The 24,776-nt window shown below is 52.9% G+C and carries 17 protein-coding genes and 2 pseudogenes; 11 read left to right on the top strand and 8 right to left on the bottom strand.

Annotation, left to right across the window (positions count from 1 at the left end; translation table 11 throughout):
• Positions 1-54: 54 nt before the first annotated feature.
• The 6 genes from dadA to F8N12_RS07885 all read left to right on the top strand — a co-directional run bounded on the left by dadA (position 55) and on the right by F8N12_RS07885 (position 6,202).
• Entirely contained in the window at positions 55-1,359 is a 1,305-nt protein-coding gene (gene dadA, locus F8N12_RS07860) for a D-amino acid dehydrogenase (RefSeq protein WP_150579950.1), read from the top strand.
• A complete protein-coding gene (locus F8N12_RS07865) occupies positions 1,331-1,684 on the top strand; it encodes a RidA family protein (RefSeq protein ID WP_150579951.1) in 354 nt (117 codons plus the stop codon). Before dadA ends, F8N12_RS07865 begins: the two co-directional genes overlap by 29 nt.
• A 97-nt stretch (positions 1,685-1,781) precedes the next feature.
• Entirely contained in the window at positions 1,782-2,855 is a 1,074-nt protein-coding gene (alr, locus tag F8N12_RS07870) for an alanine racemase (RefSeq protein WP_150579952.1), read from the top strand.
• A gap of 127 nt (positions 2,856-2,982) precedes the next feature.
• Positions 2,983-3,531, top strand: coding sequence for a cupin domain-containing protein (locus F8N12_RS07875; RefSeq protein ID WP_150579953.1), 549 nt, complete (start codon positions 2,983-2,985; stop codon positions 3,529-3,531).
• Between the two features lie 183 nt (positions 3,532-3,714).
• Positions 3,715-4,131: a c-type cytochrome gene (locus tag F8N12_RS07880; protein ID WP_150580047.1), complete on the top strand. Its 417-nt coding sequence runs from the start codon at positions 3,715-3,717 to the stop codon at positions 4,129-4,131.
• A 148-nt stretch (positions 4,132-4,279) separates the two neighbouring features.
• Complete coding sequence (locus F8N12_RS07885) at positions 4,280-6,202, top strand: acetyl-CoA hydrolase/transferase C-terminal domain-containing protein (RefSeq protein WP_150579954.1); 1,923 nt, start codon at positions 4,280-4,282, stop codon at positions 6,200-6,202.
• A 128-nt stretch (positions 6,203-6,330) separates the two neighbouring features.
• Here the strand turns inward: F8N12_RS07885 and F8N12_RS07895 are convergent, their stop codons facing one another.
• Together F8N12_RS07895 and rep are read right to left on the bottom strand one after the other, a co-directional pair.
• A complete protein-coding gene (locus tag F8N12_RS07895) occupies positions 6,331-6,903 on the bottom strand; it encodes a xanthine phosphoribosyltransferase (RefSeq protein WP_028622375.1) in 573 nt (190 codons plus the stop codon).
• Between the two features lie 68 nt (positions 6,904-6,971).
• Positions 6,972-8,981, bottom strand: coding sequence for a DNA helicase Rep (gene rep / locus F8N12_RS07900; protein ID WP_150579955.1), 2,010 nt, complete (start codon positions 8,979-8,981; stop codon positions 6,972-6,974).
• 263 nt (positions 8,982-9,244) lie between these two features.
• Between rep and F8N12_RS07905 the strand changes: the two genes are divergently transcribed.
• The gene (locus F8N12_RS07905; protein ID WP_150579956.1) at positions 9,245-10,918 is read left to right on the top strand and encodes a putative bifunctional diguanylate cyclase/phosphodiesterase; all 1,674 of its coding nucleotides are present in this window, start codon (positions 9,245-9,247) and stop codon (positions 10,916-10,918) included.
• A gap of 61 nt (positions 10,919-10,979) precedes the next feature.
• On the opposite strand, the gene F8N12_RS07910 is transcribed toward F8N12_RS07905, so the two are convergent.
• On the bottom strand, positions 10,980-12,374 hold the full coding sequence (locus F8N12_RS07910) for a NorM family multidrug efflux MATE transporter (protein WP_150580048.1): 1,395 nt from the start codon (positions 12,372-12,374) through the stop codon (positions 10,980-10,982).
• Between the two features lie 155 nt (positions 12,375-12,529).
• Between F8N12_RS07910 and F8N12_RS07915 the strand changes: the two genes are divergently transcribed.
• Both F8N12_RS07915 and F8N12_RS07925 read left to right on the top strand, forming a co-directional pair.
• The gene (locus F8N12_RS07915; protein ID WP_150579957.1) at positions 12,530-13,450 is read left to right on the top strand and encodes a LysR substrate-binding domain-containing protein; all 921 of its coding nucleotides are present in this window, start codon (positions 12,530-12,532) and stop codon (positions 13,448-13,450) included.
• Positions 13,451-13,635: 185 nt separating this feature from the next.
• The gene (locus F8N12_RS07925) at positions 13,636-15,612 is read left to right on the top strand and encodes a methyl-accepting chemotaxis protein (RefSeq protein ID WP_150579958.1); all 1,977 of its coding nucleotides are present in this window, start codon (positions 13,636-13,638) and stop codon (positions 15,610-15,612) included.
• A gap of 129 nt (positions 15,613-15,741) precedes the next feature.
• On the opposite strand, the pseudogene F8N12_RS07930 reads toward F8N12_RS07925, so the two are convergent.
• Positions 15,742-16,287, bottom strand: a pseudogene (locus F8N12_RS07930) (ATP-binding protein); the annotation flags it as partial.
• Positions 16,288-16,618: 331 nt separating this feature from the next.
• Between F8N12_RS07930 and F8N12_RS07935 the strand changes: the two are divergent.
• Both F8N12_RS07935 and F8N12_RS07940 read left to right on the top strand, forming a co-directional pair.
• A complete protein-coding gene (locus F8N12_RS07935; protein ID WP_150579959.1) occupies positions 16,619-17,065 on the top strand; it encodes a hypothetical protein in 447 nt (148 codons plus the stop codon).
• Positions 17,066-18,284: 1,219 nt separating this feature from the next.
• Complete coding sequence (locus F8N12_RS07940; protein WP_150579960.1) at positions 18,285-19,160, top strand: replication initiation protein; 876 nt, start codon at positions 18,285-18,287, stop codon at positions 19,158-19,160.
• A gap of 30 nt (positions 19,161-19,190) precedes the next feature.
• Here the strand turns inward: F8N12_RS07940 and F8N12_RS07945 are convergent, their stop codons facing one another.
• The 4 genes and pseudogenes from F8N12_RS07945 to F8N12_RS07960 form a co-directional block, all read right to left on the bottom strand.
• Positions 19,191-21,164: a relaxase/mobilization nuclease domain-containing protein gene (locus F8N12_RS07945; RefSeq protein ID WP_150579961.1), complete on the bottom strand. Its 1,974-nt coding sequence runs from the start codon at positions 21,162-21,164 to the stop codon at positions 19,191-19,193.
• Positions 21,161-21,544: a plasmid mobilization protein gene (locus tag F8N12_RS07950; protein WP_191623128.1), complete on the bottom strand. Its 384-nt coding sequence runs from the start codon at positions 21,542-21,544 to the stop codon at positions 21,161-21,163. The genes F8N12_RS07945 and F8N12_RS07950 overlap by 4 nt, the downstream gene beginning before the upstream one ends.
• Before the next feature lie 366 nt (positions 21,545-21,910).
• Positions 21,911-23,665, bottom strand: a complete 1,755-nt coding sequence (locus F8N12_RS07955) for a recombinase family protein (protein WP_191623129.1) — start codon at positions 23,663-23,665, stop codon at positions 21,911-21,913.
• Between the two features lie 44 nt (positions 23,666-23,709).
• Positions 23,710-24,672, bottom strand: a pseudogene (locus F8N12_RS07960) (YifB family Mg chelatase-like AAA ATPase); the annotation flags it as partial.
• Between the last annotated feature and the right edge of the window lie 104 nt (positions 24,673-24,776).

The raw sequence follows: 24,776 nt of genomic DNA on the forward strand, positions 1-24,776 counted from the left end.
CATCTACGGTCTGAACAACAAACGTCAGCGGCGAGCCGCGATGAGGGATACAAAATGCGCGTTATGGTCTTGGGTAGCGGCGTCATCGGCACCACCAGTGCTTATTATCTGGCGCGTGCCGGATTTGAAGTGGTGGTAGTGGACCGGCAACCCGCTGCTGGCATGGAGACCAGTTTCGCCAACGCCGGGCAGGTGTCGCCGGGGTATGCCTCGCCGTGGGCCGCACCAGGCGTGCCGCTCAAGGCTATAAAATGGCTGCTGCAGCGCCATGCACCTCTGGCGATCAAGGCCACTGCCGACATCGACCAGTACCTGTGGATGGCACAAATGCTGCGCAACTGCACCGCCAGCCGTTATGCGGTCAACAAAGAGCGTATGGTCCGCCTGTCCGAGTACAGCCGCGACTGCCTCGACGAACTGCGTGCTGAAACCGGCATTGCCTACGAAGGCCGCAGTCTTGGTACTACGCAACTGTTCCGGACCCAGGCTCAGCTCGATGGCGCCGCAAAGGATATCGCTGTATTGAAAGAATCGGGCGTGCCATTCGAATTGCTGGATCGCGCCGGTATTGCCCGGGTTGAACCGGCATTGGCCGGCGTCACCGACATCCTTTCCGGTGCTCTGCGTTTGCCGAACGATCAGACTGGTGACTGCCAGATGTTCACCACGCGCCTGGCGGAAATGGCTGTCAAACTCGGCGTTCAGTTCCGTTACGGTCAGGACATTCAGCGCCTCGACTTCGCCGGTGATCGCATCAATGGTGTCTGGATCGACGGCAAACTGGAAACTGCCGACCGTTACGTGCTCGCGCTTGGCAGCTACTCTCCGCAGTTGCTCAAGCCGCTTGGCATCAAGGCCCCGGTGTATCCGCTGAAGGGTTACTCGCTGACCGTGCCGATCACCAACCCGGCGATGGCCCCGACTTCGACTATTCTCGACGAGACCTACAAGGTCGCGATCACCCGTTTCGACAACCGCATCCGCGTCGGCGGAATGGCTGAAATAGCCGGTTTTGACCTGTCGCTGAACCCGCGTCGGCGGGAAACCCTGGAGATGATCGTCAACGACCTTTATCCTCAGGGCGGCGATCTGGCCCAGGCGAGTTTCTGGACCGGTCTGCGTCCGACCACTCCGGACGGCACGCCGATCGTTGGCGCGACGCCGTTCAGCAATCTGTTCCTGAACACCGGTCATGGCACGCTCGGCTGGACCATGGCTTGCGGATCCGGTCGTTTGCTGGCCGACCTGATGGCGAAAAAATCGCCGCAGATCAGCGCCGAAGGCCTCGATATTTCCCGTTACGGCAACAAAATTCAGGAGTCCGCGAAACATGTCAATCCAGCGCCAGCTCACCAATGAGCGCATGAGCCAGATCGTTATCCACAGTGGCACCGTGTATCTGGCGGGGCAGGTCGGCGATGACATGAGTGCCGGGATCGAGCAGCAGACCCGTGAAGCCCTGGCCAATATCGAGCGTTTGCTCGACCTGGCCGGTACTGACAAGAGCCGTTTGCTGTCCGTGACGATTTATCTGAAAGACATCGACACGCACTTCGCCGGCATGAACGCCGTCTGGGATACGTGGCTGCCCAGAGGCGTAGCCCCGGCCCGTGCAACGGTCGAGTCGAAGCTGTGCGAACCGGAAATCCTGGTGGAGCTTTCGGTTGTGGCCGCTTTGCCATAAAACTGTTGCAAAGATCCCTCTCCCGGTGCTTTTGGCGGTTAATGCCGTCAGCCAGCGCCGGTTTTTTATTTCATCGACCGCCTAGAAGCCTGCCGCCATGCGTCCAGCCCGTGCCCTGATCGACCTCCAAGCCTTGCGTCACAACTACCGAATCGCCCGTGAAATCACCGGGGCCAAAACGCTCGCAGTGATCAAGGCGGACGCCTACGGTCATGGTGCGGTGCGTTGTGCCCAAGCGCTGGAACCCGAGGCAGATGGTTTCGCTGTGGCCTGTATCGAAGAGGCCCTCGAGCTGCGTGCGGCCGGCATTCACGCACCGGTACTGTTGCTTGAAGGGTTTTTCGAAGCCGATGAGTTGGCCCTGATCGTCGAGCATGATTTCTGGTGCGTCGTGCATTCGCTGTGGCAGCTCGAAGCCATCGAGAATTCGACGCTGAGCACGCCGTTAACCGTCTGGCTCAAGCTTGATTCGGGCATGCATCGCGTAGGCCTGCACCCCAAGGATTACCAGGTTGCTTACCAACGGCTGCTGGCCAGCGGCAAGGTTGCCAAGGTTGTACTGATGAGCCACTTCGCCCGTGCCGATGAGCTGCACTGCCAGGCGAGTACCGATCAGGTCGCGGTGTTTGAAGCAGCACGCCGGGGTTTGACGGCCGAGGTCAGTCTTCGCAACTCGCCAGCCGTGCTCGGTTGGCCACAGGTTCACAGCGATTGGGTGCGTCCCGGCATCCTGCTGTACGGCGCCACGCCTTTCGAGGAGGCCAACGATATGGCCTCGCGGCTGCACCCTGTGATGACCCTGGAATCGAAAGTGATTTGCGTGCGTGAACTGCCGGCCGGAGAGCCGATCGGGTATGGCGCCAAATTCATTACGCCCAAGCCCATGCGCGTGGGTGTGGTAGCGATGGGGTACGCCGATGGCTACCCGCGCCAGGCGCCGACGGGTACGCCGGTGCTGGTGGCCGGCCAGCGCAGCCAACTGATCGGACGCGTGTCGATGGACATGCTCTGTATCGATTTGACCGATGTGCCACAGGCGGGTCTGGGTTCTACCGTCGAGCTGTGGGGTAAAAACATCCTCGCCAGTGACGTGGCTGCCGCAGCTGACACGATTCCTTACCAGATATTCTGCAATCTGAAGAGGGTGCCAATGCTCTATTCCGAGGGTTGATGCATAACCGCTACCACCAGGAGTCGCCTTGCTGAACAGGATTCAGGCCAAAGTGTTGTAAATACTGAACGGTGTCGCCATGATAACGCTCAATATTCCAACAACCTGAATCCTGGAGGCGCAAGCATTGGACGTCGGTGAACGACTGCAATCCATCCGTAAGCTCAAAGGTCTTTCGCAGCGTGAACTCGCCAAGCGTGCGGGCGTCACCAACAGCACCATTTCGATGATCGAGAAAAACAGCGTCAGCCCCTCGATCAGCTCGCTGCGCAAGGTGTTGGGCGGGATTCCCATGTCCATGGTGGAGTTTTTTTCTGAAGAAATCCTGCAGGAAACGCCGACTCAGATCGTCTACAAAGCCAACGAGCTGATCGACATTTCCGATGGGGCCGTGACCATGAAGCTGGTCGGTCGGGCGCACCCGAGCAGGGCCATCGCGTTCCTCAATGAAATCTACCCGCCAGGCGCCGACACGGGTGACGAGATGCTCACCCATGAGGGCGAGGAAACCGGAATTCTGGTGGAGGGCCGTCTTGAACTGGTGGTCGGGCTGGAAACTTTTGTGCTCGAAGCGGGTGACAGCTACTACTTTGAAAGTACCAAGCCGCATCGTTTCCGTAATCCGTTCGATAGGCCAGCGCGACTAATCAGCGCAGCCACACCGGCGAATTTTTAAGAGAAGAGGCGTCCTGCCAGCATCATCAAGGCGCCCGAACCGATTTACCACCGGCGCAACAAGACCCCTTCGACTCTGGGGTTGTTTCAGTGCGGCGGGCTTACCGCTATACTTGCGCCCGCCTGCGAACCGTGGCCGTAGGCGTGACTAGCCACCATTGAGGGTGAACGCGTGAACCTAATTATGAAAATGCTGGCTGCACCAGCAACCGTACTGGCTCTATGGGCTGTCAGCGCCCAGGCGGCAACCACTGACGATATCGCCAAGCGCCTTGCTCCCGTCGGCCAGGTCTGCGTCCAGGGCCAGGAATGCAAAGGGATGGAAGTTGCAGTTGCGGCTGGTGGTGCTGGTGGTGCCAAGACGCCTAAAGACGTCATTGCCAAGCATTGCAACGCATGCCACGGCACCGGCCTGCTGGGCGCGCCGAAAATTGGCGATACGGCGGCGTGGAAGGAACGCGCTGACCACCAGGGCGGCCTTGATGGCATCCTGGCCAAGGCTATCACCGGCATCAACGCCATGCCGCCTAAAGGCACCTGCGCCGACTGCTCGGATGAAGACCTCAAGGCCGCAATTCAAGAGATGTCGGGCCTGAAATAAGCCTGCTTCTGCGATGAAAAAAACCGCTTTCGAGCGGTTTTTTTGTGTCTTCTGTCTTGTCTTGAAAAATGCGCCAGGACTGTTCATTGCAGCAAAGTCCCGGCAAGCTCGGTCCAACCCCAATTCGCGGAATGTAAGGGAGGATCAGATGGTGCAGCTGTGTTCTATCGAGCAAGCGGTCGACGACGTGCTGGAACGCTTGCCGGCGCATATTCACATGGGTCTTCCTCTGGGATTGGGCAAACCCAACCACTTCGTCAACGCTTTGTATCATCGTGTTGCCCAACTGCCCGAACGACGGCTGACGATCTACACCGCGTTGTGCCTGGGTCGGCCTTCGTTGGGCGACGGTCTGCAAAAGCGCTTCATCGAGCCTTTCATCGAGCGCGTCTACGGCGATTATCCGGAGCTGGATTTTCTCGCCGGGCTGCACAAAGACAGCCTGCCCCCCAATATTCAGGTTCAGCAATTTTTCATGCTGCCCGGAAGCCTGCTCAACAGCGCGCCAGCGCAGCAGGATTATGTCAGCAGCAATTACAGCCATGCTGCCCGCGACATCAATGCCGCAGGGTTAAACCTGGTGGCGCAGTTGATCGGCAGTCACAGTGAACACCCCGATCGCTTCAGCTTGAGCTGCAACCCTGACATCACCCTCGACCTATTGCCGATGATCGAAAAACGTCGGGCGGCGGGGGAGACAATTCTGCTGGTTGGCCAAGTGCACAACGACTTGCCCTACATGCCGGGCGACGCCGAAATCGGCATCGACGGGTTCGATCTGCTGATCGATGAAAAGGACGGCAGCACGCTGTTTTCCACGCCAAACATGCCGGTAGGGTTTCAGGATCATTTCATCGGGCTGCACGCCAGCACGTTGGTGCGCGACGGCGGTACCTTGCAGATAGGCATCGGCTCCATGGGTGACGCACTGACCGCAGCGTTGCTCGCGCGACAGGCCGATAACGCCGGTTACAGGGCGCTGCTGGCAGATATCAATCTCAGCCAGTGGGCGCAATTGATTGACCGCGAGGGTGGCGTCGAGCCGTTCGCCAAAGGCTTGTATGGGTGCAGCGAAATGTTCGTCAACGGCTTGCTGGTCCTGGCGGATGCCGGAATCATCCGGCGCAAGGTCTACCCGGACGTATCGACCCAACAACAGGCGAATGACGGCACGCTGGACGAAGCCGCGCAAACCGACGGCATTTCGGTGCACGGCGGCTTTTTCCTCGGGCCGCGCAGTTTCTATGAGCGACTTCGCGAATTGCCACAAAGCAAACGCCTCGAATTCAACATGACCCGCATCAGCTACATCAATGAGCTTTACGGGCAGGAAGAGCTCAAGCGTCTGCAGCGTCTGGATGCGCGGTTCATCAATACGGTGTTCACCATGACGTTGCTGGGTGCCGGTGTTGCCGATCAGCTGGAAGATGGGCGGGTGCTCAGCGGCGTAGGCGGGCAGTACAACTTCGTCGCTCAGGGCCACGCGCTGGAAGGCGCACGCTCGATTTTGCTGTTGCGCAGCTGGCGCGAGGCGGGCGGTGAAGTCAGTTCCAACATCGTCTGGGAATACGGCCATTGCACTATCCCGCGGCACTTGCGGGACATCGTGGTCACCGAATACGGCATCGCCGATCTGCGCGGCAAGACCGATGCTGCCGTGATCGAAGCGCTGCTGAACATCAGCGATTCACGGTTCCAGTCTGGCTTGATCGAGCAAGCGCAAGCCGTGGGGAAATTGCCGAAAGGCTTCCGCATCGATCCGCGCTTTGCCGATAACCATCCTGAGCGGCTTCAGTCCATTCAGGCGCAACATCCGAACCTGTTTCCCGAATACCCGCTGGGCTGTGATTTCACGGCTGAAGAGCGGGATCTGTTGCGGGCGCTGAACTGGCTGAAGAGCAAGTTCAAGCTCACGGAGATTCTCGAATTGGGCAAAGCGGCGCTGGACGCACCGGAGCCCTCGGAGTTTCCTGCGCATCTGGAGCGGATGCAGCTCTCCAGCCCCGATGGCCTGAAGGAAGACCTGCTTCAGCGATTGTTGCTCACCGGCCTCAAAGCCACCGCGCAATAACTGCCCACCCAAAAGCAACTATAGGAGTGAGCCTGCTCGCGATTGCGGTGTATCAGTCACCGAAGATGTCGACTGATTCACCGCAATCGCGAGCAGGCTCACTCCTACAGGGGTTATGCGGTGTGGCTTTATTCGATAAAGGTCACGACACCGCCCGCCAGCGACTGAACGCGAGCCAACGACTCAACACGATAACCCTGCGAATCCAGTTCGGCACGACCACCCTGGAACGACTTCTCGATCACGATCCCCAATCCAGCGACAGTCGCGCCGGCTTGTTTGATGATAGAGATCAGCGCCTGCGATGCCTTGCCGTTGGCCAGAAAGTCATCAATGATCAGCACGCGGTCGCTGCTGGTCAGGTGACGCGGGGAGATCGCGACGGTGCTTTCCGTCTGCTTGGTGAACGAATAAACGGTCGCCGACAGCAGGTTTTCAGTCAGCGTCAGGGACTGATGCTTGCGCGCAAAAATCACCGGCACGCCCAGGTTCAGACCGGTCATGATCGCTGGCGCAATGCCCGACGCTTCAATGGTGACGATCTTGGTGATGCCCGAGTCCTTAAATAGCGTCGCGAACTCGTCGCCGATCAGCTTCATCAGGGCCGGGTCGATCTGGTGGTTGAGAAAGGCGTCGACTTTCAGGACCTGATCGGAAAGCACGATGCCTTCTTCGCGGATTTTCTTGTGCAGTGCTTCCATGAAGCTTTCCTCTAATGACGCCGTATGCGCCTGAGATCGTAAAAATGTGTGTTGAAAAAAGCGCAATTCTAGCGCTTTAACATCGCCCGTATGTCGGCCAATGCGGTATTGCCGCGCACGGCTTTGACTTCGACCGGCGTGTCATCGGTGCCTTCCCAGGCCAAGTCGTCCGGCGGCAGTTCATCGAGGAAACGGCTAGGCGCGCAATCGATGATCTCGCCGTACTGCTTGCGCTTGGCGGCGAATGTAAAAGCCAGCGTCTGACGAGCTCGGGTAATTCCGACGTACGCCAGGCGGCGTTCTTCTTCGATGGTGTCGGCTTCGATGCTGGAGCGGTGCGGGAGAATTTCCTCTTCCATGCCCATGATGAACACGTAGGGGAACTCCAGTCCTTTGGACGCGTGCAAAGTCATCATTTGCACGCCTTCGGCACCGTCCTCTTCTTCCTGCTGACGTTCCAGCATGTCGCGCAGTACCAGCTTGCCGATGGCGTCTTCAACCGTCATCTCGCCGTCTTCGTCTTTCTCCAGGGTGTTTTTCAACGCCTCGATCAGGAACCAGACGTTGCCCATGCGGTAATCGGCGGCCTTGTCGCTGGAGCTGTTGGTGCGCAGCCAGTTCTCGTAGTCGATGTCCATGACCATGCTGCGCAGCGCCGAGATCGGGTCTTCGCCTGCGCATTGCTCGCGAACCTTGTCCATGAAACGCTTGAAGCGCGCCAGGCGGTCGGTGAAGCGCGTGTCAAGATGCTCGCCCAGGCCGATCTCGTCAGTGGCGGCGTACATGGAAATTTTCCGCTCGGTGGCGTAGTTGCCGAGTTTCTCAAGCGTGGTCGAGCCGATCTCCCGCCGCGGGACGTTGATGACGCGCAGGAAGGCGTTGTCATCGTCCGGGTTCACGATCAGGCGGAAGTAGGCCATCAGATCCTTGACTTCCTGACGTCCGAAAAAGCTGTTGCCGCCGGACAATCGATAAGGAATCTGGTGATGCTGCAGCTTCAGTTCGATCAGCTTCGCCTGGTAGTTGCCGCGATACAGAATCGCAAAATCGCTGTAGGGCCGGTCTGTGCGCAGATGCAGGGTCAGCAGCTCCACGGCGACGCGCTCGGCTTCGGCGTCTTCGTTGCGGCAACGGATCACGCGGATCTCGTCGCCGTGACCCATCTCGCTCCACAGTTGTTTTTCAAACTCGTGCGGGTTGTTCGAGATCAGCACGTTGGCGCAGCGCAGGATGCGGCTGGTGGAGCGGTAGTTCTGTTCGAGCATGACTACTTTCAGGGACGGATAGTCGTCCTTGAGCAGCATCAGGTTTTCCGGCCGTGCACCACGCCAGGCGTAGATCGACTGGTCATCGTCACCCACCACGGTGAACTGGTTGCGTTTGCCGATCAGCAACTTCACCAGCAAATACTGGCTGGCGTTGGTGTCCTGGTATTCGTCCACCAACAGGTAACGAACCTTGTTCTGCCACTTTTCGAGGATGTCGGCGTGTTCCTGAAAAAGTTTGACTGGCAGCAGGATCAGGTCGTCAAAGTCCACCGCATTGAATGCCTTGAGCGTGCGCTGGTAGTGGGTGTAAACGATGGCAGCAGTCTGTTCCTTGGGGTTGCGCGCGTTTTCCAGGGCTTCTGGCGGCAGGATCAGATCGTTCTTCCAGGAGCCGATCATGTTCTTGATCTCGTCGACGCCGTCGTCGCCCGAGTATTCCTTCTGCATGATGTCGGTCATCAGGGCTTTGACGTCGGCTTCGTCGAAAATCGAGAAACCAGGTTTATAGCCCAGCCGCGCGTGTTCCTTGCGGATGATGTTCAGGCCCAGGTTGTGGAAGGTGCACACGGTCAGGCCGCGGCCTTCGCCGCCTTTGAGCAGGCTGCCGACCCGCTCCTTCATCTCGCGCGCGGCCTTGTTGGTGAAGGTCATGGCGACGATGCACTGGGCACGAATGCCGCAGTTCTGGATCAGGTGCGCGATCTTGCGCGTGATCACGCTGGTCTTGCCGGAGCCTGCGCCGGCGAGCACCAAAAGAGGGCCGCCGACGTAGCTCACGGCTTCTTGCTGCCGGGGATTGAGTCGGGACATACGTAATCAGGGAGTCGTTGGCAAAATGGGCCGGCATTTTAACAGGCTCAGCGAATTGTGCTGCTCTCTCCGACTTGTGACGCAACTGGCGATCTATATTTGCCGGTTTTGTTACTTTCACGCAGGATACGCAACGAATTTGCGGCTAATGTTCGCGATTCGAGATACAAAGGCCTTGTTTGATCACTGATGTTGTTTGGTCATAGGTAGGTGTAGCGGCATAATGCCCTCGCCGACCTCATTGCAGAGTCTAGGGAGCTAGCTTGTCTACGCCTGTCGAACCCTTGCGTTTGCTGCTACTGGCCGAAGAGCCGGCGTGGGCAGCGTTGTTGCGCGAGTGCCTGGCTCCGATGGGGAGCTCGGCCGTGCTTATCAGCGCGCCAAGCTGGGAATCGGTCAGCACTCTGTTCGATGACAACCGTAATGCGGTGTTGTTGACGTTACCCGAACTTCAGCCGGCTCCCGGCCGCTGCAGTCTGCCGACGGTATTGCTGCTCGAACACGAGCCTGCAGCGCCGCCCGTTGGCGTCAGTGACTGGCTGGTGCGCGATCATGTTGATCCGGGCATGTTGCGCCGTTGTCTGCGCCATGTGCGTGAACGCGGATTGCTGGAACACACGCTGCAACGTCTGGCCGAGCAGGACCCCTTGACCGGCATTGCTAACCGTCAGGGTTTTCAGACTCTGCTCGCCGCGCGACTGGCGGAAAATGACGGCCGTGGTCTGGCGCTCGGTCATCTCGACCTGGACAACTTCCGCCATGCCAATGATGCGCTTGGTCACCAGGCCGGCGACCGCTTGATTCTGCAAGTGGTTGCGCGTCTGAAAAGCCAGCTCGAGGTGGGCGACCAACTGGCGCGCCTGGGCAGTGATGAATTCGCGTTGCTGATCGACACCCGCCGCGCACCGCAACGCGCCGAGTGGATGGCCGAAAGAATCACCGAAGCCCTGGCCGAGCCTTATTGGGTCGATGGTGAAAGTCTGTTGATCGGTTCCAGTCTGGGTATCGCCCATGCGCGCGCGCAGGCTGGCGCGGACCCGCTGATGTGGCATGCGCACATCGCCATGCAGCAGGCCAAAAGCACTCAGGGCTGCACTTTCCATATCTTTAACGAACGGATCAATCGCAATGCTCGCAGTATGGCTGACCTCGAGAGCGAGTTGCGCCGGGCCTTGCGTCGCGACGAGCTGGAACTGCATTACCAACCCCGCCTCAATCTGAAGACCGGGCAGATTGTCGGCCTGGAAGCGTTGGTGCGTTGGCGGCATGCCGAGCGCGGCCTGTTGCCGCCCAGTGAGTTCGTCCCGCTTGCTGAGCAGAGCGGCCTGATCGTGCCCCTCGGTTACTGGGTCATTTCCCGTGCCCTGCGCGACATGCAGGCGTTGCGTGAGCACGGCCTACCGGCGCTGCACATGGCGATCAACCTCTCGTTCCGGCAATTTCAGGACAGTCAGTTGCTGTCGACATTGAGCCGATTGATCGCCGAGCGTGGCGTCGAAGCGCAGTGGCTGGAGTTCGAGCTGACCGAGACAGCGGTGATGCGCCGCAGCGACCTGGTGAAACAGACGATGGACGCCCTCGGACGTCTGGGCGTGCGTTTTTCCCTGGACGATTTTGGTACCGGATTTTCATCGTTCGTGCACCTCAACAGCCTGCCGATCGCTTTGTTGAAGGTCGACAAGAGTTTTGTCGGGGGTATGGAAGGGCGCGAGGAAAATCGCAAACTGGTTCACGCGATGATCAATCTGGCGCACAACCTCAACCTGGAAGTGGTCGCAGAGGGCGTGGAGACGCCAGAGCAACTGGATCTGTTGCGCGGTTTTGGTTGCGATCAGGTGCAAGGGTTCTTGATCAGCAAACCATTGCCGTTGCCGGAGCTGGTTGAGTATTTGAGCTTTGGCAGCAGTCAGCTTGCGACTCTGGAAATCGTCAGTTAACCGCTCCGGCGTCCGGCACAAAGTCTGCAGGAGCGAGCGGCTCGGCGCTCCTACGCAGATTTCAGTCCGGCTGGGCGATCTGGAAACCCTGTGATGACGGCTCCCGCCGAATCATCCGCTTCATCTTCCACTCAAACGCCAGCGTCAAACTCACCGCCGCGCACGCCAGTCCCAATGCCAACCCCCACCACACGCCCGTCGGGCCTCCGTCCAGGTTGAAGGCCATCCACCACGCGGCGGGTGCACCGATCAGCCAATAGCAACCGAGGCCAACCAGGAAGGTAGTCTTTGCGTCCTTGAGCCCGCGTATGCAGCCCATTGCAATGGTTTGCGTGCCGTCGAACAGCTCGAACCACGCCGCTACCGCCAGCAGGCTCACCGCCAGGTTGATGACTTCACGGAATGCCGGGTCGTTGTGGTCGAGAAACAAGCCGATCAACTGGTTCGGCAAGAACCAGAACACCAGCGCAAAACCGAGCATCGCCGCAGCACCGAACGCAATCCCCACCCGCCCAGCCAGGCGCGCCTTCAGCAGTTGCCCCGCGCCATAATGCTGGCCGATGCGCATGGTGATCGCGTAGGACATACCTGCCGGAACCATGAACGCGACCGAGACGATCTGCAGGGCGATCTGATGCGCCGCCAGTTGCGTACTGCCCATGGTGCCCATGCACAGCGCTGCGAACGCAAACAGCCCGACCTCAACCGCATAGGTACCACCAATCGGCAGACCCAGGCGCCAAAGCTCTTTCAGGTATCGCCGATTGGGCCGCGACAGCCCTGGGAGCAGCGGATAAGCGTCGTACGCCGGGTGTCGGCGAATGTGCAAAGCCAGCGCAACGGCCATCAGATTGGCAACAATCGCGGTAACCAGACCGATGCCCATCAGGCCCATTTTCGGCAAGCCGAACATGCCGTTGATCAACGCATAGTTGAGCAGGAAGTTCGCCACGGTGCCTGCAAGGCTGATGACCATCACCGGTGTCGCCCGGCCTATGGCACTGGTAAAGCCGCGCAGGGCCATGAAGCTCAGGTAGCCGGGCAGGGCGAATGGCAGGATCAACAAAAACTGCCCCGCGGCTTGAACGTTGGTTTCAGTCTGGCCAAACAGCAACAACACCGGCTTGAGATTCCACAGCAGCAATCCTGCGACCAGCGCCATCAACCACGCCAGCCACAACCCGGCCTGGGTCAGCCGCGCGGCGCCGACGATGTCGCCCGCGCCCTGACGGATCGCCACCAGCGTGCCGACCGCTGCAATCACGCCAATGCAGAAAATCGAAACGAAAGAGTAGCTGGCTGCCCCCAGCCCGCCACCGGCCAATGCTTCGGGGCTCAGGCGCGCCATCATCAAAGTGTCGGTGAGGACCATCAACATGTGCGCCAACTGCGAGGCAATCAGCGGCCCCGATAGCCGCAGAATGGCCCAGAGTTCAGTACGCGCTGGATGCTGCATAGTCATCACGCTCAATAAATTGGAAAGACAGGCGAGCGCTGATTCTCGATGCTCTGCAAGGTTTGCACAAAGGGATAAAAAGGATGGGTTGCATGAGTCATACTCATGCAAGGGTTTTTGCTAACGTCACGCTGTCCTCTGTTGGAGCTTTCCCAATGTCTCGTCGCCTTCCACCTTTGTATGCTCTGCGCGCATTTGAAGCGGCGGCGCGTCATAGCTCGTTCACCCGTGCGGCCGAAGAATTGTCGATCACGCAAAGTGCGGTGAGTCGGCACATTCGTACACTTGAAGAGCATTTCGCCTGTCGGCTGTTTCACCGCAGCGGGCGCAATCTGCAACTGACAGAGTCGGCACGGCTGATCCTGCCGGGTGTTCGAGAAGGCTTCACGGCCCTTGAGCGCGCCTGTAATACCTTGCGCGCCGAAGATGACATTCTGCGCATGAAAGCCCCGTCCACCCTGACGATGCGCTGGTTGCTGGCGCGGCTCAGTCGTTTCCGGCATCTGCAGCCCGGCAATGAAGTGCAGTTGACCAGTGCCTGGATGGACATCGACAGGGTGGACTTCAATCAGGAACCCTTCGACTGTGCGGTGATTCTCAGCAACGGCAATTTCCCGCTGGACTGGGAGGCTACGCTGCTGTTCCCCGAAGAGTTGATCCCGGTCGGCGCGCCCAATCTGCTGGATGACCAGCCCTGGGATGTCGCTCGGCTGGCCAGCACTGAACTGCTGCATCCTGCGCCGGATCGACGTGACTGGCGCAATTGGCTGGAGCGCATGGGCCTGGCCGATCAGGTCTCGCTCAAGGGCGGGCAAGTGTTCGACACCCTGGAGCTGGGTATGATCGCTGCCGCCCGTGGCTACGGCGTGTCCATGGGCGATTTGCTGATGGTGGCCGAAGATGTAGCACAAGGGCGTCTGAGCCTGCCGTGGCCGACCGCCGTCGCCAGCGGTGAGAAATATTACCTTGTATGGCCGAAAACGCGCCCCGGAGGCGAGCGAATGCGTCGGCTCAGCATCTTCCTGCAGGATGAGGTTCGGGCCATGGAGTTGCCCAATGTCGAACACCTGAGCTGAATCGGTAGAGCCGCCGGAATAGAGGCCTTGAGCCATATCCTCGGTTTTTACTCAAGTATTCAGGTTTGCCGCCGAAAATCTGCAGGTGGAACCTTCGTGCAGGTTCGATGCAATTCCCATTATTAGAAAAATTTTGCCGAGGGTGCCGTGATCAGGACGATCCGCACGCTCGGCCAGGAGCTGTCATGTCTCAACCTCGTGCCCGGATCGCCTCCCAGCTTGGTCTCGCGCTCGCCGTGATACTGGCGATCGTCATCACTGGCAGTACCTTATTCGCCCTGCGTTCGCTGGATACTGCCAACCTCGCTACTCGCGAAGAGCATCTGGCCAGTGAGGCCCGTTTGCTTGCCGATCAACTGAGCACCTTTCACGGCACGTTGCGCGAAAGCACCCAGCGGCTGGCCGGGTTGTTCGAGACACGCTTCACCGAAGGTTTGACTGTGCACCCCGATCAGCCCGTGACAGTGGCAGGCACGCAGACGCCGGGGCTGCACCTGGGGAGCGAAGTGCTGAACAACAACTTCAAGGAAGTTGACGAGTTCAAGAAGATGACTGCCGGTGTGGCCACGGTGTTTGTGCGCAGCGGTGATGATTTCATCCGGGTCAGCACCAACGTCAGCAAGCAGGATGGCACCCGTGCGATCGGTACTGTGCTTGATCACGCGAACCCGGCTTACGCGCGCCTGATGTCGGGCCAGAGCTTTGTCGGCCGGTCGCTGCTGTTCGAACGTCTGTACATGTCGCAATACACCCCGGTACGCGACGGCGCTGGCAAGGTGATTGCCGTGTTGTACGTAGGATTCGATTACACCGATGCGCAGAACGCACAGTTTGCCAACCTCAAGCGCTTCCGTATCGGCCAGACCGGTTCCCTGGCTTTGCTGGATGAGCAAAATAAATGGCTGGTGCCAATCGCGGGTGTGCAGGCGCTGGATCAAGCCGTCCCGGCGATCGTCGGTCTAGGGAAAAACCCGGGCAAAGGTGAGTTCTGGAGCGATAAGTCTGAAGAATTTTACAGCGTCGCCGTGCCGTTCGAAGGCGGTCCATGGTCGGTCGTGGCGAGCATGCCACGAGCAGAAATCAGTGCGGTAACCTGGAGCGTCGGCATTCAGTTGGCCATCGGCAGCCTGTTGGCGATGTTGATCGCCGTCGGCTCGGCCGTATGGTTGCTGCGCAGCAAACTGGCGCCGCTGGGTGATCTCGTGCTTCAGGCCGAAGCGTTGGGCGCCGGCGATCTGAGCGTGCGCCTGAACGTATCGAGCAACGACGAAATCGGCCAACTGGCCCGCGCTTTCAATCAGATGAGCCAGGCACTGTCGACCATGGTTGAGCACATCCGCAAGGCCTCGCACGAGGTCAACAGCCGCGCTCAGGCGTTGTCCGGTCTGTCCGGCGGTGCTTATGAAGGCATGGAGCAGCAGTCTGGTGAAATCACCAGCATGGCTGGCGCAGTGGAAGAATTCAGCGCGACCTCGCTGAACATTGCCGACAACATGGGCAGCACTCAGCGCCTGGCTCAGGAAAACGCACAACAGACGCAGATCGGTCGTACGTCAATGGAGGAAGCTTCGTCCTCTCTGGAGCAGATTGCCGGCGCATTGAACAGCACCGCGACGGTGATTAACACCTTGGGCCAGCGTTCTCAGGAAATCGGTGGCATCGTCGGCGTGATCACGTCGATCGCCGAACAAACCAATCTGCTGGCGTTGAACGCCGCAATTGAAGCGGCCCGTGCCGGCGAGCAGGGTCGCGGGTTTGCGGTAGTGGCCGATGAAGTGCGAAACCTGGCTTCGCGTACGCGTCAGGCGACGGACGAAATTTCCGGAATGATTCAAAGCATTCAACAGGAAACCGGTAACGCCATCAGCACCATGGAGCAAGGCAATGTGCTGATGCAGGAAGGCCTGTCGCGGAACGCCAACGTAGCCTCGGCCCTGGCGCGGATCGATGAGCAGAGCCGCTCGGCCGGGCAGCAATTCGCCGCAATCACTACAGCAACCCAAGAGCAAAGCAGCACCGCAACGTTGCTCAGCAGCAATCTGCAAAGCATCGCGCTGGCCAACAGCGAGCAGCGCGAAGTGGTGTCGAATCTGGCTGTCACTGCCAAGGAACTGGAAAGCCTGGCTGCAGACTTGCGCCAAGAGGTTGACCGGTTTCGTTGAGGCGCCCTCGAAATAGCTTTCGCGAGCAGGCTCGCTCCCACAGATTTGTGTCGATCCACAATTGCATGACCGACGCCGGACCTGTGGGAGCGAGCCTGCTCGCGAATGAGGGCGGCTCGGTTTATCCGCTTACTGAGTGGCCGGTCGATACTGCAACGCCTCCGCCAGATGTTCCCGGGTAATGTCATCGACCTGCTCAAGGTCAGCCAGCGTCCGCGCTACCTTCAGCAGTCGATGCGCTGACCTCAGCGACAACGTCAATCGCTCACACGCCGTTTCCAGCCAGGTTTCATCGACGGCGGATAAGGTGCAGTGCCGGCGCAGTCCCGGCAGGTCGAGGAACGCATTCGCGCAGCCTTGGCGTTTGTGTTGCCGCTCCCTGGCGTCGGCGACCAGCAGCGCGGCCGTTGCGCTGTCATCGCCCGGTTTGAGCGCAGGGTTCAATGCCGTGGCTTCCCGGGCAACAGTGAGGTGCAGGTCGATACGGTCCAGCAGCGGGCCCGACAGCTTGTTGCGATAACGCTGGACCATGTCCGGCGTGCAACTGCATTTTCCACTGGGCTCGCCAAGGTATCCACAGGGACACGGATTCATGGCAGCGACCAATTGAAAACGGGCCGGAAAACGCACGCGGTCTTTGGCGCGGGAAATCACGATATGCCCGGACTCGAATGGTAGGGGTATATCTCACACATTGAGATCATGGATACCGGGAGTGCTGGCTATGGCATTTGGCCCAGCAGGACAACGCACCTCTATACTAAAATGCTCCAAAATGGTATCTTTTTAGCATCAAATAATGGACTTATTGCTGATGAGAAAATGGATATATGAAAAGTCGTTAGCAGTATGCTTAGGGGCATTGGCACTTTATATTTTAATATGGTGCACAGTTTCTTATATTGGTGTTCAGGTGACTTACGTAATGGGGCCAATTATTTTAATATCTGGCCTTATGGCGTATTTTTGTTCGCCCTCCGAGCAGAAAACTAACAGGGAGTGAGAGATGAAAGTATTAAAGTTAATGCCGCTACTTGCCGGCTTGTTATTAAGCGGGTGTGCTACTCAAAAACCACCGCTTGCAGATAACCAATACACTGCATTCGCTACCCAGTTGATTAGTATCATGAAATGTGTCAACAGTGGTTATATGCCGCCAGACGTTGGGGCTCGCGGTCAACAATATTCAATGGCAAATTTGAATACTTGGCAATTTGACCAGAACTACTTTATGAGCCGAGCACAACAGATAGGTAATTCGGTCAATCCATCGCAAGGCGACTGTAATATGTTAGCGATGAACATTGTGCAGACGAAAAATCAGGTTGACGCCCAAAATCAGCAGGCTGCACAGGAAGCACAAGCGTGGCAGAATCTGCAAAATCAGCAACAACAAAATAAAACCACTTACTGCAATAAAATCGGGACGCAAACTATTTGTAACTCTTACTAATTTAGACCGCAGAGCTATGCGAGTTTATGAAAGTCTCGCATAGTTCACAAGTCATGCGGCAAGGTCGATTTTTGTGCTTGAACTTGTTCAAGTATAAAAATTGAGCACATATAAATTTTCAAAATTGAAATTTGTGCTAAATCAAAAACAAGTCTTCTATAACCACAAATCCCATTTTCGCACTGCAAGCATTAAAATGCTATTTACAAAAAAAATCTAAAAGTTTTTCATGAATTTATATGAGATTATTGGAAGTTAGATTTTTCTAACCATCAATTAATGGCTTATATACGGCAAAAAACGTTGTCAATAGCTAATCGAAAATATATTTATGGTCCGACCTTACACGGATTTACGGGTCAACCTTGTCTGACTTTTTCTTAATTAAGTTTTGCAACTAACCACCAGATTAAAAATCATCAATATACTTAAAAATCGCTCCCAGTTTAATTTCACCTAAAAACGTGGAGGGTAGGCCACCTCCAAAAATGAAAATTTTCAAACCCTGCCACTCGATATTGAAATAAAACACAATTTATGAAAACGACCATAAAACTTATTATTTCAGTTGATTGATATTAGGGCAGCGTAAAACGCTTACCCTCTCTAAAAACGTCTTTTACGTGAGTTTGTTTTTTTAAGAGCATTTCTCTGCTTTTCTAAAAGCGAAGCTACCAGATGCTTTTGACTTTATTCCCAGTTCAACCCGATAGGGCAAGGGGCTTTGATTTTGATTTCAATCTTCAAAGTGTTAGACATCCGGCAGCAAACCACTGAAAAACTGCGTTTTATGATTTGTTTCGCTTCGCTTCTCAAATCTGCGAACTTCGTTCGCCTTTCCCAGATGGTTTTAGCCCCGGATGGGGCGTGCTCTGCTGAACTCAAAAAATGAGATTTGAAATCAATAAAGGTATTTTAAAGTAATTAGCAGTATTTAAAGGTATTTAAGAGGTCTGTTTTTCATTGGCTTTAAGCCAAAACCTAACCCCATATACCCCCCGTTCTATGCAGATACACCCCTCGTTCTATGCAGATATACCCCCCGTTCTATGCAGACGCACCCCTCGTTCTATGTAGATATACCCCTCGTTCTATGCAACATTATAGTAATACACCCCTCGTCATATGTAACATTATAGTAATAAACCCCCCGTAGTTCTGTTGACTTATCAAAAATCCATGCTCTAATGTTCTCATATAAACAATAGAAGGAGCACCAATGGAGCTAATATTTAACCAGTTTGAAACCAACAAAAAGATTTTTGCACAAGATGGGTATATGACTTTTGCAAAGTCAATCCTCCACCTCCCTATATTTCAGTCTGTAAAGAACTCTAAAAACCCAAGAACGATACTAAAAATTGAAAGACTTTACGCGTTTGAAGATATTGAAATGGATTTTATTCCATTATCTGTGGATTTTGATTTTGATGTTTTCTATTACATTCTGCAAATGAAATTGAAATCGGACAAGCTAACATTTACTATAAATATGAAGAAGTTCATGAGGTTTCATAAAATCCACCCAAGCAATAAAAAGGTCTACATAGAGAAATTAAGAAAAACTTTGAAGAACATGATGAAGTTCTATCTTGAGTTTAGACATGGCTCAACCACTTACAAATGCCACTTATTGAACAACGTTATAGAAGACGCAAACGATAGAGAAAATACAGTAATTACATTTAATAGAGAGTTTGAGAACTTCTACAAGCACGATACCGACTTGATATTCAATTTTAAGTTTGATGAATTTAAAGAAATTAATGGGGATTATGCAAAAGCACTCTACATGTTTTATTTGACAAATAGATATAGTGATACAGTGAATTTCAACGTTATTGATTTGATGAAGAGATTAAATGTCGAAACACACAACAGAAGCAAGGTAATAGAACGAATAAATAAGGCACACGACGAACTAATTAGCGTTAATTTTTTGAAAGCTGTGGAACCAATAAAAGAAGGTAGGGAGCTAACTGGCTATAAGGTCGAGTTTAAGAAAAGAAGGGAGAAACCACTGGCTGAACCAAAAGAAAAAGAAACAAACATCACAAACGACTTATCGTTATGTGATGAGGAGCTGCCATTTTAATCTATAAAAAATAGCCCTTGTGGGCTAGTTTTAAATCTTCAACTTGAATTTCCTTTTAGCTGTCTGCTTTAATTCTCCATCGATAGGAGCACCTGAGCCGTCATCATCAATTAATGCCTGAACATAGGCCGAACATATTTCACGCTCGCGTTCATCTAACTGATTAACCTTTTCAGCAATATCAAGGTAAAGAGCAGCATCATAAAAAACAACGGCATCCAAGACGTTTTTGATATTTTTCAGTATTTCAATTTCTCTGTAGCTATCATGCTTATCAACCAGTTCATCTATGAAAGAACGGAAATCCGTTTCAACATCTTGAACCTCGGCGGCTTTAACTTTATCTTGATACTGTTGCGTTGCTTTAAACTCATCGACTTTATCTTTTATCATTTCATCGAATTCCTTTTTTAATCTTGGATGGTCGGTATAAGCAACAAACAATTCATTGTTGATATTTTTGAATTCCTCATTTTTTCCAGCAGGTGTTTTCTCAAAATCTACTCCAAAGCATATGCGGCAGGTGATAGAACTATGAGCAACACAGAGCATTTCTTGTGTGGCTTTACTCAATACATCACGCAAGATGTCTTGTGGTGTAGATTCGAACAATTTGTCTAACTCATCTATCAAGTCATCGTTCGCTGGTGCAGCCTGTTCTTGTTCAACCTGCCTTTTAGGCTCTGGCGGCTTCTCTGATGCGGGTTGAACGGGTGTAGGCATGACAGGTGAAACAATGTCAGGTTCGACCGGTTTAGGATCTTCTACGGCTTTCTTTGCCTTCCATTTTTGAGCTTTTAATTCATAGTCTGCTTTTCTTTTTTCAAGCTCTTTCAAGTCTTGTTGAGTAGGTTTATATCCTGACAATGTGAAGCCTTTGTCTTCAAGATTCATCATTTTGAACTCCATCCACATTTTCTTTTTTGCGTAGTCTGGGCCATGAACATGTAACGGCCCCGGCTTCTTCATGTCAGTTGTTAGACGTTGAAGCCCAGCTTTTATACTGTCTTTTGATAGATCTTGAAATGTAACCTTCGAAGGGTCTCTGTGGTATTCGAAAGCCTTCTGGCTAGTAGAGTTTTTAAAAAAATGCTCAACGTTGCCACCGACTTCTTTGTGTGTGAAGTTTTTATCCAGAACGGTTTTATGTTTATATTTTTTAAGATAATCAACCTGCTCGTCTGTTGTGAGGTACAATGCCTCGTTATATCTTCGTGGCTTATCTGAGTAGTGCTCCATCAAATCACTGAACTGATGCTTCTCTTTAAGTTTGTTTTTAAGTTTTGAATATTGAATGCCTAACTCACTGGCCTTGAATGTTTGGCCTTCTTTTTCTAATGAATAGGCCTTCTGTCCATTCGGGATAATATCAAAGCCTTGCTTGTGAAGATTAGCAAGGAAAGCAGTAGTTGTGAGTGCATCTTTAAAAGCAATTTCAATTTCTTCTTTGAATGCTTTCTTGTGGGATTTTATACCTCTGACTTCAAGAGCTTTTTCGTTGCTGCTCTCTGGTGGCTTTGTCTCTAAGTCAGGGTTTAAAGATTTTCTGTTAGTGACTTGAAATAGTCCGTGTTTCTTTTCGAGTTCGGTTAGCTTCTGCTCTATGGTGAGATAATCATCAACCTGATTATATATTTTGTTGTTGAAGTCTCTGGGTGCCCAAATAAAGTGAACGTGGATTTGTTTAGTATCTGCATGAACAGCAAAAGCGTGCTCACGGTTTAAGCCGTGAGTATCTGAATAAAGTTCTTTTGCTATGGCAAGGGCTTGTTCGGGCGTGATTTTATCGGACGGGTCAAAAGATACCATTTCGTGAAAGCTGGTATTTTTCTGTTTTCCTTTACAAGATTTATCAATTTTCTTCGCTAAGAGCTCAATGAACTCTTGCGTCGTTCCGGTTTGAAGTCTGTTGCTATCTATGAGGATAGATTTTTTTAAACCATACCCGAGTGTGTTCTGTGTCTCTCCTTTGCTTTTCTGTGTGCTGAGTTTTTTCCTTATCATATTGTCCTTGTGGCTGTTGAGTTCAAAGTTATTTTCTCTTCGTGTTCAACCAGCTTTGAATAAAGTTGGTCAAATGATTTCTTAGCATTATTGAATATTTCAATGTTCCTCTCTACTAAATCAAGTTTTCCCAGATTGATTGCTCTGGCCATCTGATTTAGGTTGTTGCCCATTTTATTTAATTCAGTTTCTACTTTATCAACATACTCAATAAACTTATCATTTCTTATTTCTATAACATCACACCCATTAATCGCTAATTGTTCAATATACTTTGCTTGACTAGTGCTAAGCAAAATTGCATTAGCAATAATTTTGTCTTTTGCTTCTTTGGAAATCCTAACGTTAAACTGTTCTCCGCTTCTCTTATTTTTGCTCATATACATCCTCATGGTTGGTTTATGTTTTTTCTTCTGTAATGTCCGACGGCATTGCAGCTACCCGATTTTGCTTTTATATTTTCAAACGAAGTGTAGAAAATCGAGTAGGGAAGTAAGTGAAAAATGTCGAAGACTTTTGAGCGGTAGGATAAAAACGAAGTTTTTTCCTATACATTCCCATTGCTCGCCTTCTTTTTACTTGACCTCATATTATTATGCTAACTCAAGTTTAAGACTTTTCAAGAGTGTATAGGAACAATAGTTTTAGGTGGCTGTATAGGACGACGTATAGGGCACGGTATAGGAGTATGTATAGGAGATTAAAAAAGCCACCTAATTAGGCAGCCTACTTTGATTATGATAGTATCAATTAAAGTATTCGTTTAGATTGTTGATGCCAAACTCTTTAAGTGGGTTGTGTAGGCTAAACTGTTTCGCGATGCGGTCAATTTCAAAACCATTCTGGAAAATCTTAGCAAACAAAGTTCTTTTGTTTTTGTCAAATTTGAATTTGAAAATTATATCATTGGCAACAAGAAATTGATTTATTTTCAATCGTCCAATTTCTGTTTTGTATAGATCGATTATCTCGTTTTCCGAGTAAATACTAATTGTCGTTTTCTTTATGTTTATTTCAGTTTGTAGCTCTGCGAGGTTTTGCTCGATACCATTGATGATTGCTTCTGTTTTGCTAACTACCTCTAAGAATTCTTTCGGGATAACCCCACTGGTGAAACCAGCAAAAGACTTCATTAGGTTGCTTCTATAACTTTTCTGTTCAAGCAGGAGATTGTTAAGTTCGATAATTTTCTTATTATCTTTGGTTTGCATCTCTTTGTTGGACAGGAGCTTAATTAGCAATTCTCGAAAGTTTTCTACTCTTTCTTCTTGATCTACGTCTTCTTGTGTTGGGAGACGGTATTTCAACCCGCTTTCACGAGCAATCCATTCATACTGACGCTCAGGATTTGGGTCTTCCTTTTGCCATGGATGGACATCGAAGTCTTCATTTGTTGTTGACTGATATATTAGTTCAAGGAATAACCCGAACGCCAAGTCAAAACGAAAGCGTGGTTGGTCACATCCATTTTTCAATTCTTTGCGTGTGTAGCATTGAAAATACGGATAAACAACGCCCTTGGGGTTTGTTTGTTTTTCGAACAACATAGAAGCACCACAACAATCACATTTGATGCTGTGGCGGAATATGTTCAGGCTGCCAACACTTTGGTTGCCATAGCTCTTTCTGTGTGCTCTGTTCTTCATCGCCGCTATTGCTTCATCAAATAATTCATATGAAACAATTTGCGGATAGTAATTTTCAATATATCGTTCAAAGACTTTCTTTTTGTTCTCGTCTCTTCTTTGAGCCATATATGCACCGAGGACATATTTCGTATCTATCAGGTGTTTTATATTTCTGTTTGACCATTGCCGTTTCGAGTAGGCGTTGAGTTTTTTAATTGACAGTGAAACGCCGACATATTTCAAGCTTTCAAAGAAGTCTCTTATTTCCTGAGCTTCTTCTTCCTCGATTTCAAAACAATTAGCCTCTTTGTTGTATCGAATCCCATACGGGGGATTATGTGCGTTAAAAATGACCTTTTCATCCTCGGCTAATTTTTTAGCTCTATTCCATGCGGATTTTCTACGAATTGATTTTGTATTACTTTCCTCATATGCTCGCTTTGCAATAACACTTAAAAGGATATCTTGTTGTAAATCATCGATGCGGTTCGTTGCGTTAGGTTTTTCATATCGTTGACCATCAATCGTGGTTATTAAAATAACGCCTTTTTCAAGTATGCCGTTGACCAGCTCTTTTGCTTGTAGAAGTCTTTGGCGACTAAGCCGGTCAATACTCTCAACGAATATGTAATCACCCTCTTTGATATGCATGTCGCTTATCATATCAATGAGTTCTTTTAGTTTTCCTTTTCGTTTGTTGCTTCCATCGTGTGCAGATATGCCTGTATCCGAGTAGATATTCTCGGGCGGCAACTCAATACCTTGTTGCTTTGTAATGGCTTGGATTGAGGCCATTTGACGGTCTACGGAGTCCCTACCGGCTTCGCCTTGGGCCTTGGATGAGTAGCGGATATAAGCGTAGGCAGTAGGCATTCCGAGCTTCCTGTGGCGTTTTAGAAAGTGTGAGAATACCATCCACCGGTTTCGAGGGGCTCTCTCAACACCTCCAGCACCTTGCGATCAAACTCTGGCAGTTCATCGAGAAACAGCACGCCGTGATGAGCGAGGGTGATTTCCCCGGGTTGGGGCCTTGACCCGCCACCCACCAGCGCCGGACCGGAGGCGGAGTGATGAGGTTGTCGAAAAGGACGCTGCGGCCAGTGGCTCAAAGGCACGCAACTGGAGACGGATTGAATGGCAGCGACTTCCAGCGCTTCATGTTCAGCCAGTGGCGGCAGTAACCCCGGCAATCGACTCGCCAACAGTGTTTTTCCGGTGCCCGGCGGCCCGCTGAACAACAGGTTGTGAGCCCCCGCCGCCGCGATCAGCAATGCGCGTTTGGCGGAGATTTGGCCCTGCACTTCGTTCAAGTCGGGGTAGGGTTTGCTGGCGTACAGCAGGCCGTTGGAGACGTACGGCTCGACCGGCTTGTGACCGTTGAAGTGCGCGACCGCTTCCAGCAGATGATCAACAGCAAATACCTTCAATCCTGACGCAAGGCAGGCCTCCTCGGCATTTGCGCGTGGCACCATCAGCGAACGACCGGCCTTGCGCGCCGCCAGTGCCGCCGGCAGCACTCCCCGCACGGCACGTACCGCGCCGGACAACGCCAGCTCCCCCAGGCACTCAATGTCATCGAGCGTCAGCGTTGGCACCTGCACACTGGCTGAAAGAATCCCCAGAGCAATCGCCAGATCAAAGCGTCCGCCATCCTTGGGTAAATCCGCAGGGGCCAGGTTCAACGTGATCCGCCGCGCCGGAAATTGCAGGCCGGAATTTATAATCGCACTGCGCACTCGATCCTTGCTTTCCTTCACCGCCGCTTCCGGCAAACCGACCATCGTCAGCGATGGCAATCCGTTGGCCAGATGAACTTCAACGGTGACGGCAGGCGCATCCACGCCAGTCTGGGCGCGGCTGTGGACGATGGAGAGGGACATGGTCGTTCCTTGAGCTGAAGAGCACCGCTTCCTGCGGTTTTTTCAAGAGTAGATGGAAGTTGAGGGTTTGGCGCGGCTGCGCAGTCAGCAAACTTTCGCAGGAT

Origin of the sequence: Pseudomonas fluorescens (assembly GCF_902497625.1) — a bacterium.
GTDB classification, from domain to species: Bacteria; Pseudomonadota; Gammaproteobacteria; order Pseudomonadales; family Pseudomonadaceae; genus Aquipseudomonas; species Aquipseudomonas fluorescens_BQ.

What these genes read in the sequence shown, in the direction of transcription:
- F8N12_RS07885 (WP_150579954.1), top strand. Translation starts at nt 4,280, where the DNA reads ATGGTGCAGCTGTGTTCTATCGAGCAAGCGGTCGACGACGTGCTGGAA.
- dadA (WP_150579950.1), top strand. Translation starts at nt 55, where the DNA reads ATGCGCGTTATGGTCTTGGGTAGCGGCGTCATCGGCACCACCAGTGCT.
- F8N12_RS07915 (WP_150579957.1), top strand. Translation starts at nt 12,530, where the DNA reads ATGTCTCGTCGCCTTCCACCTTTGTATGCTCTGCGCGCATTTGAAGCG.
- F8N12_RS07940 (WP_150579960.1), top strand. Translation starts at nt 18,285, where the DNA reads ATGGAGCTAATATTTAACCAGTTTGAAACCAACAAAAAGATTTTTGCA.
- F8N12_RS07945 (WP_150579961.1), bottom strand. Translation starts at nt 21,164, where the DNA reads ATGATAAGGAAAAAACTCAGCACACAGAAAAGCAAAGGAGAGACACAG.
- F8N12_RS07955 (WP_191623129.1), bottom strand. Translation starts at nt 23,665, where the DNA reads ATGCCTACTGCCTACGCTTATATCCGCTACTCATCCAAGGCCCAAGGC.
- F8N12_RS07950 (WP_191623128.1), bottom strand. Translation starts at nt 21,544, where the DNA reads ATGAGCAAAAATAAGAGAAGCGGAGAACAGTTTAACGTTAGGATTTCC.
- F8N12_RS07910 (WP_150580048.1), bottom strand. Translation starts at nt 12,374, where the DNA reads ATGCAGCATCCAGCGCGTACTGAACTCTGGGCCATTCTGCGGCTATCG.
- F8N12_RS07935 (WP_150579959.1), top strand. Translation starts at nt 16,619, where the DNA reads ATGAAAGTATTAAAGTTAATGCCGCTACTTGCCGGCTTGTTATTAAGC.
- F8N12_RS07895 (WP_028622375.1), bottom strand. Translation starts at nt 6,903, where the DNA reads ATGGAAGCACTGCACAAGAAAATCCGCGAAGAAGGCATCGTGCTTTCC.
- F8N12_RS07925 (WP_150579958.1), top strand. Translation starts at nt 13,636, where the DNA reads ATGTCTCAACCTCGTGCCCGGATCGCCTCCCAGCTTGGTCTCGCGCTC.
- F8N12_RS07880 (WP_150580047.1), top strand. Translation starts at nt 3,715, where the DNA reads ATGAAAATGCTGGCTGCACCAGCAACCGTACTGGCTCTATGGGCTGTC.
- alr (WP_150579952.1), top strand. Translation starts at nt 1,782, where the DNA reads ATGCGTCCAGCCCGTGCCCTGATCGACCTCCAAGCCTTGCGTCACAAC.
- rep (WP_150579955.1), bottom strand. Translation starts at nt 8,981, where the DNA reads ATGTCCCGACTCAATCCCCGGCAGCAAGAAGCCGTGAGCTACGTCGGC.
- F8N12_RS07865 (WP_150579951.1), top strand. Translation starts at nt 1,331, where the DNA reads ATGTCAATCCAGCGCCAGCTCACCAATGAGCGCATGAGCCAGATCGTT.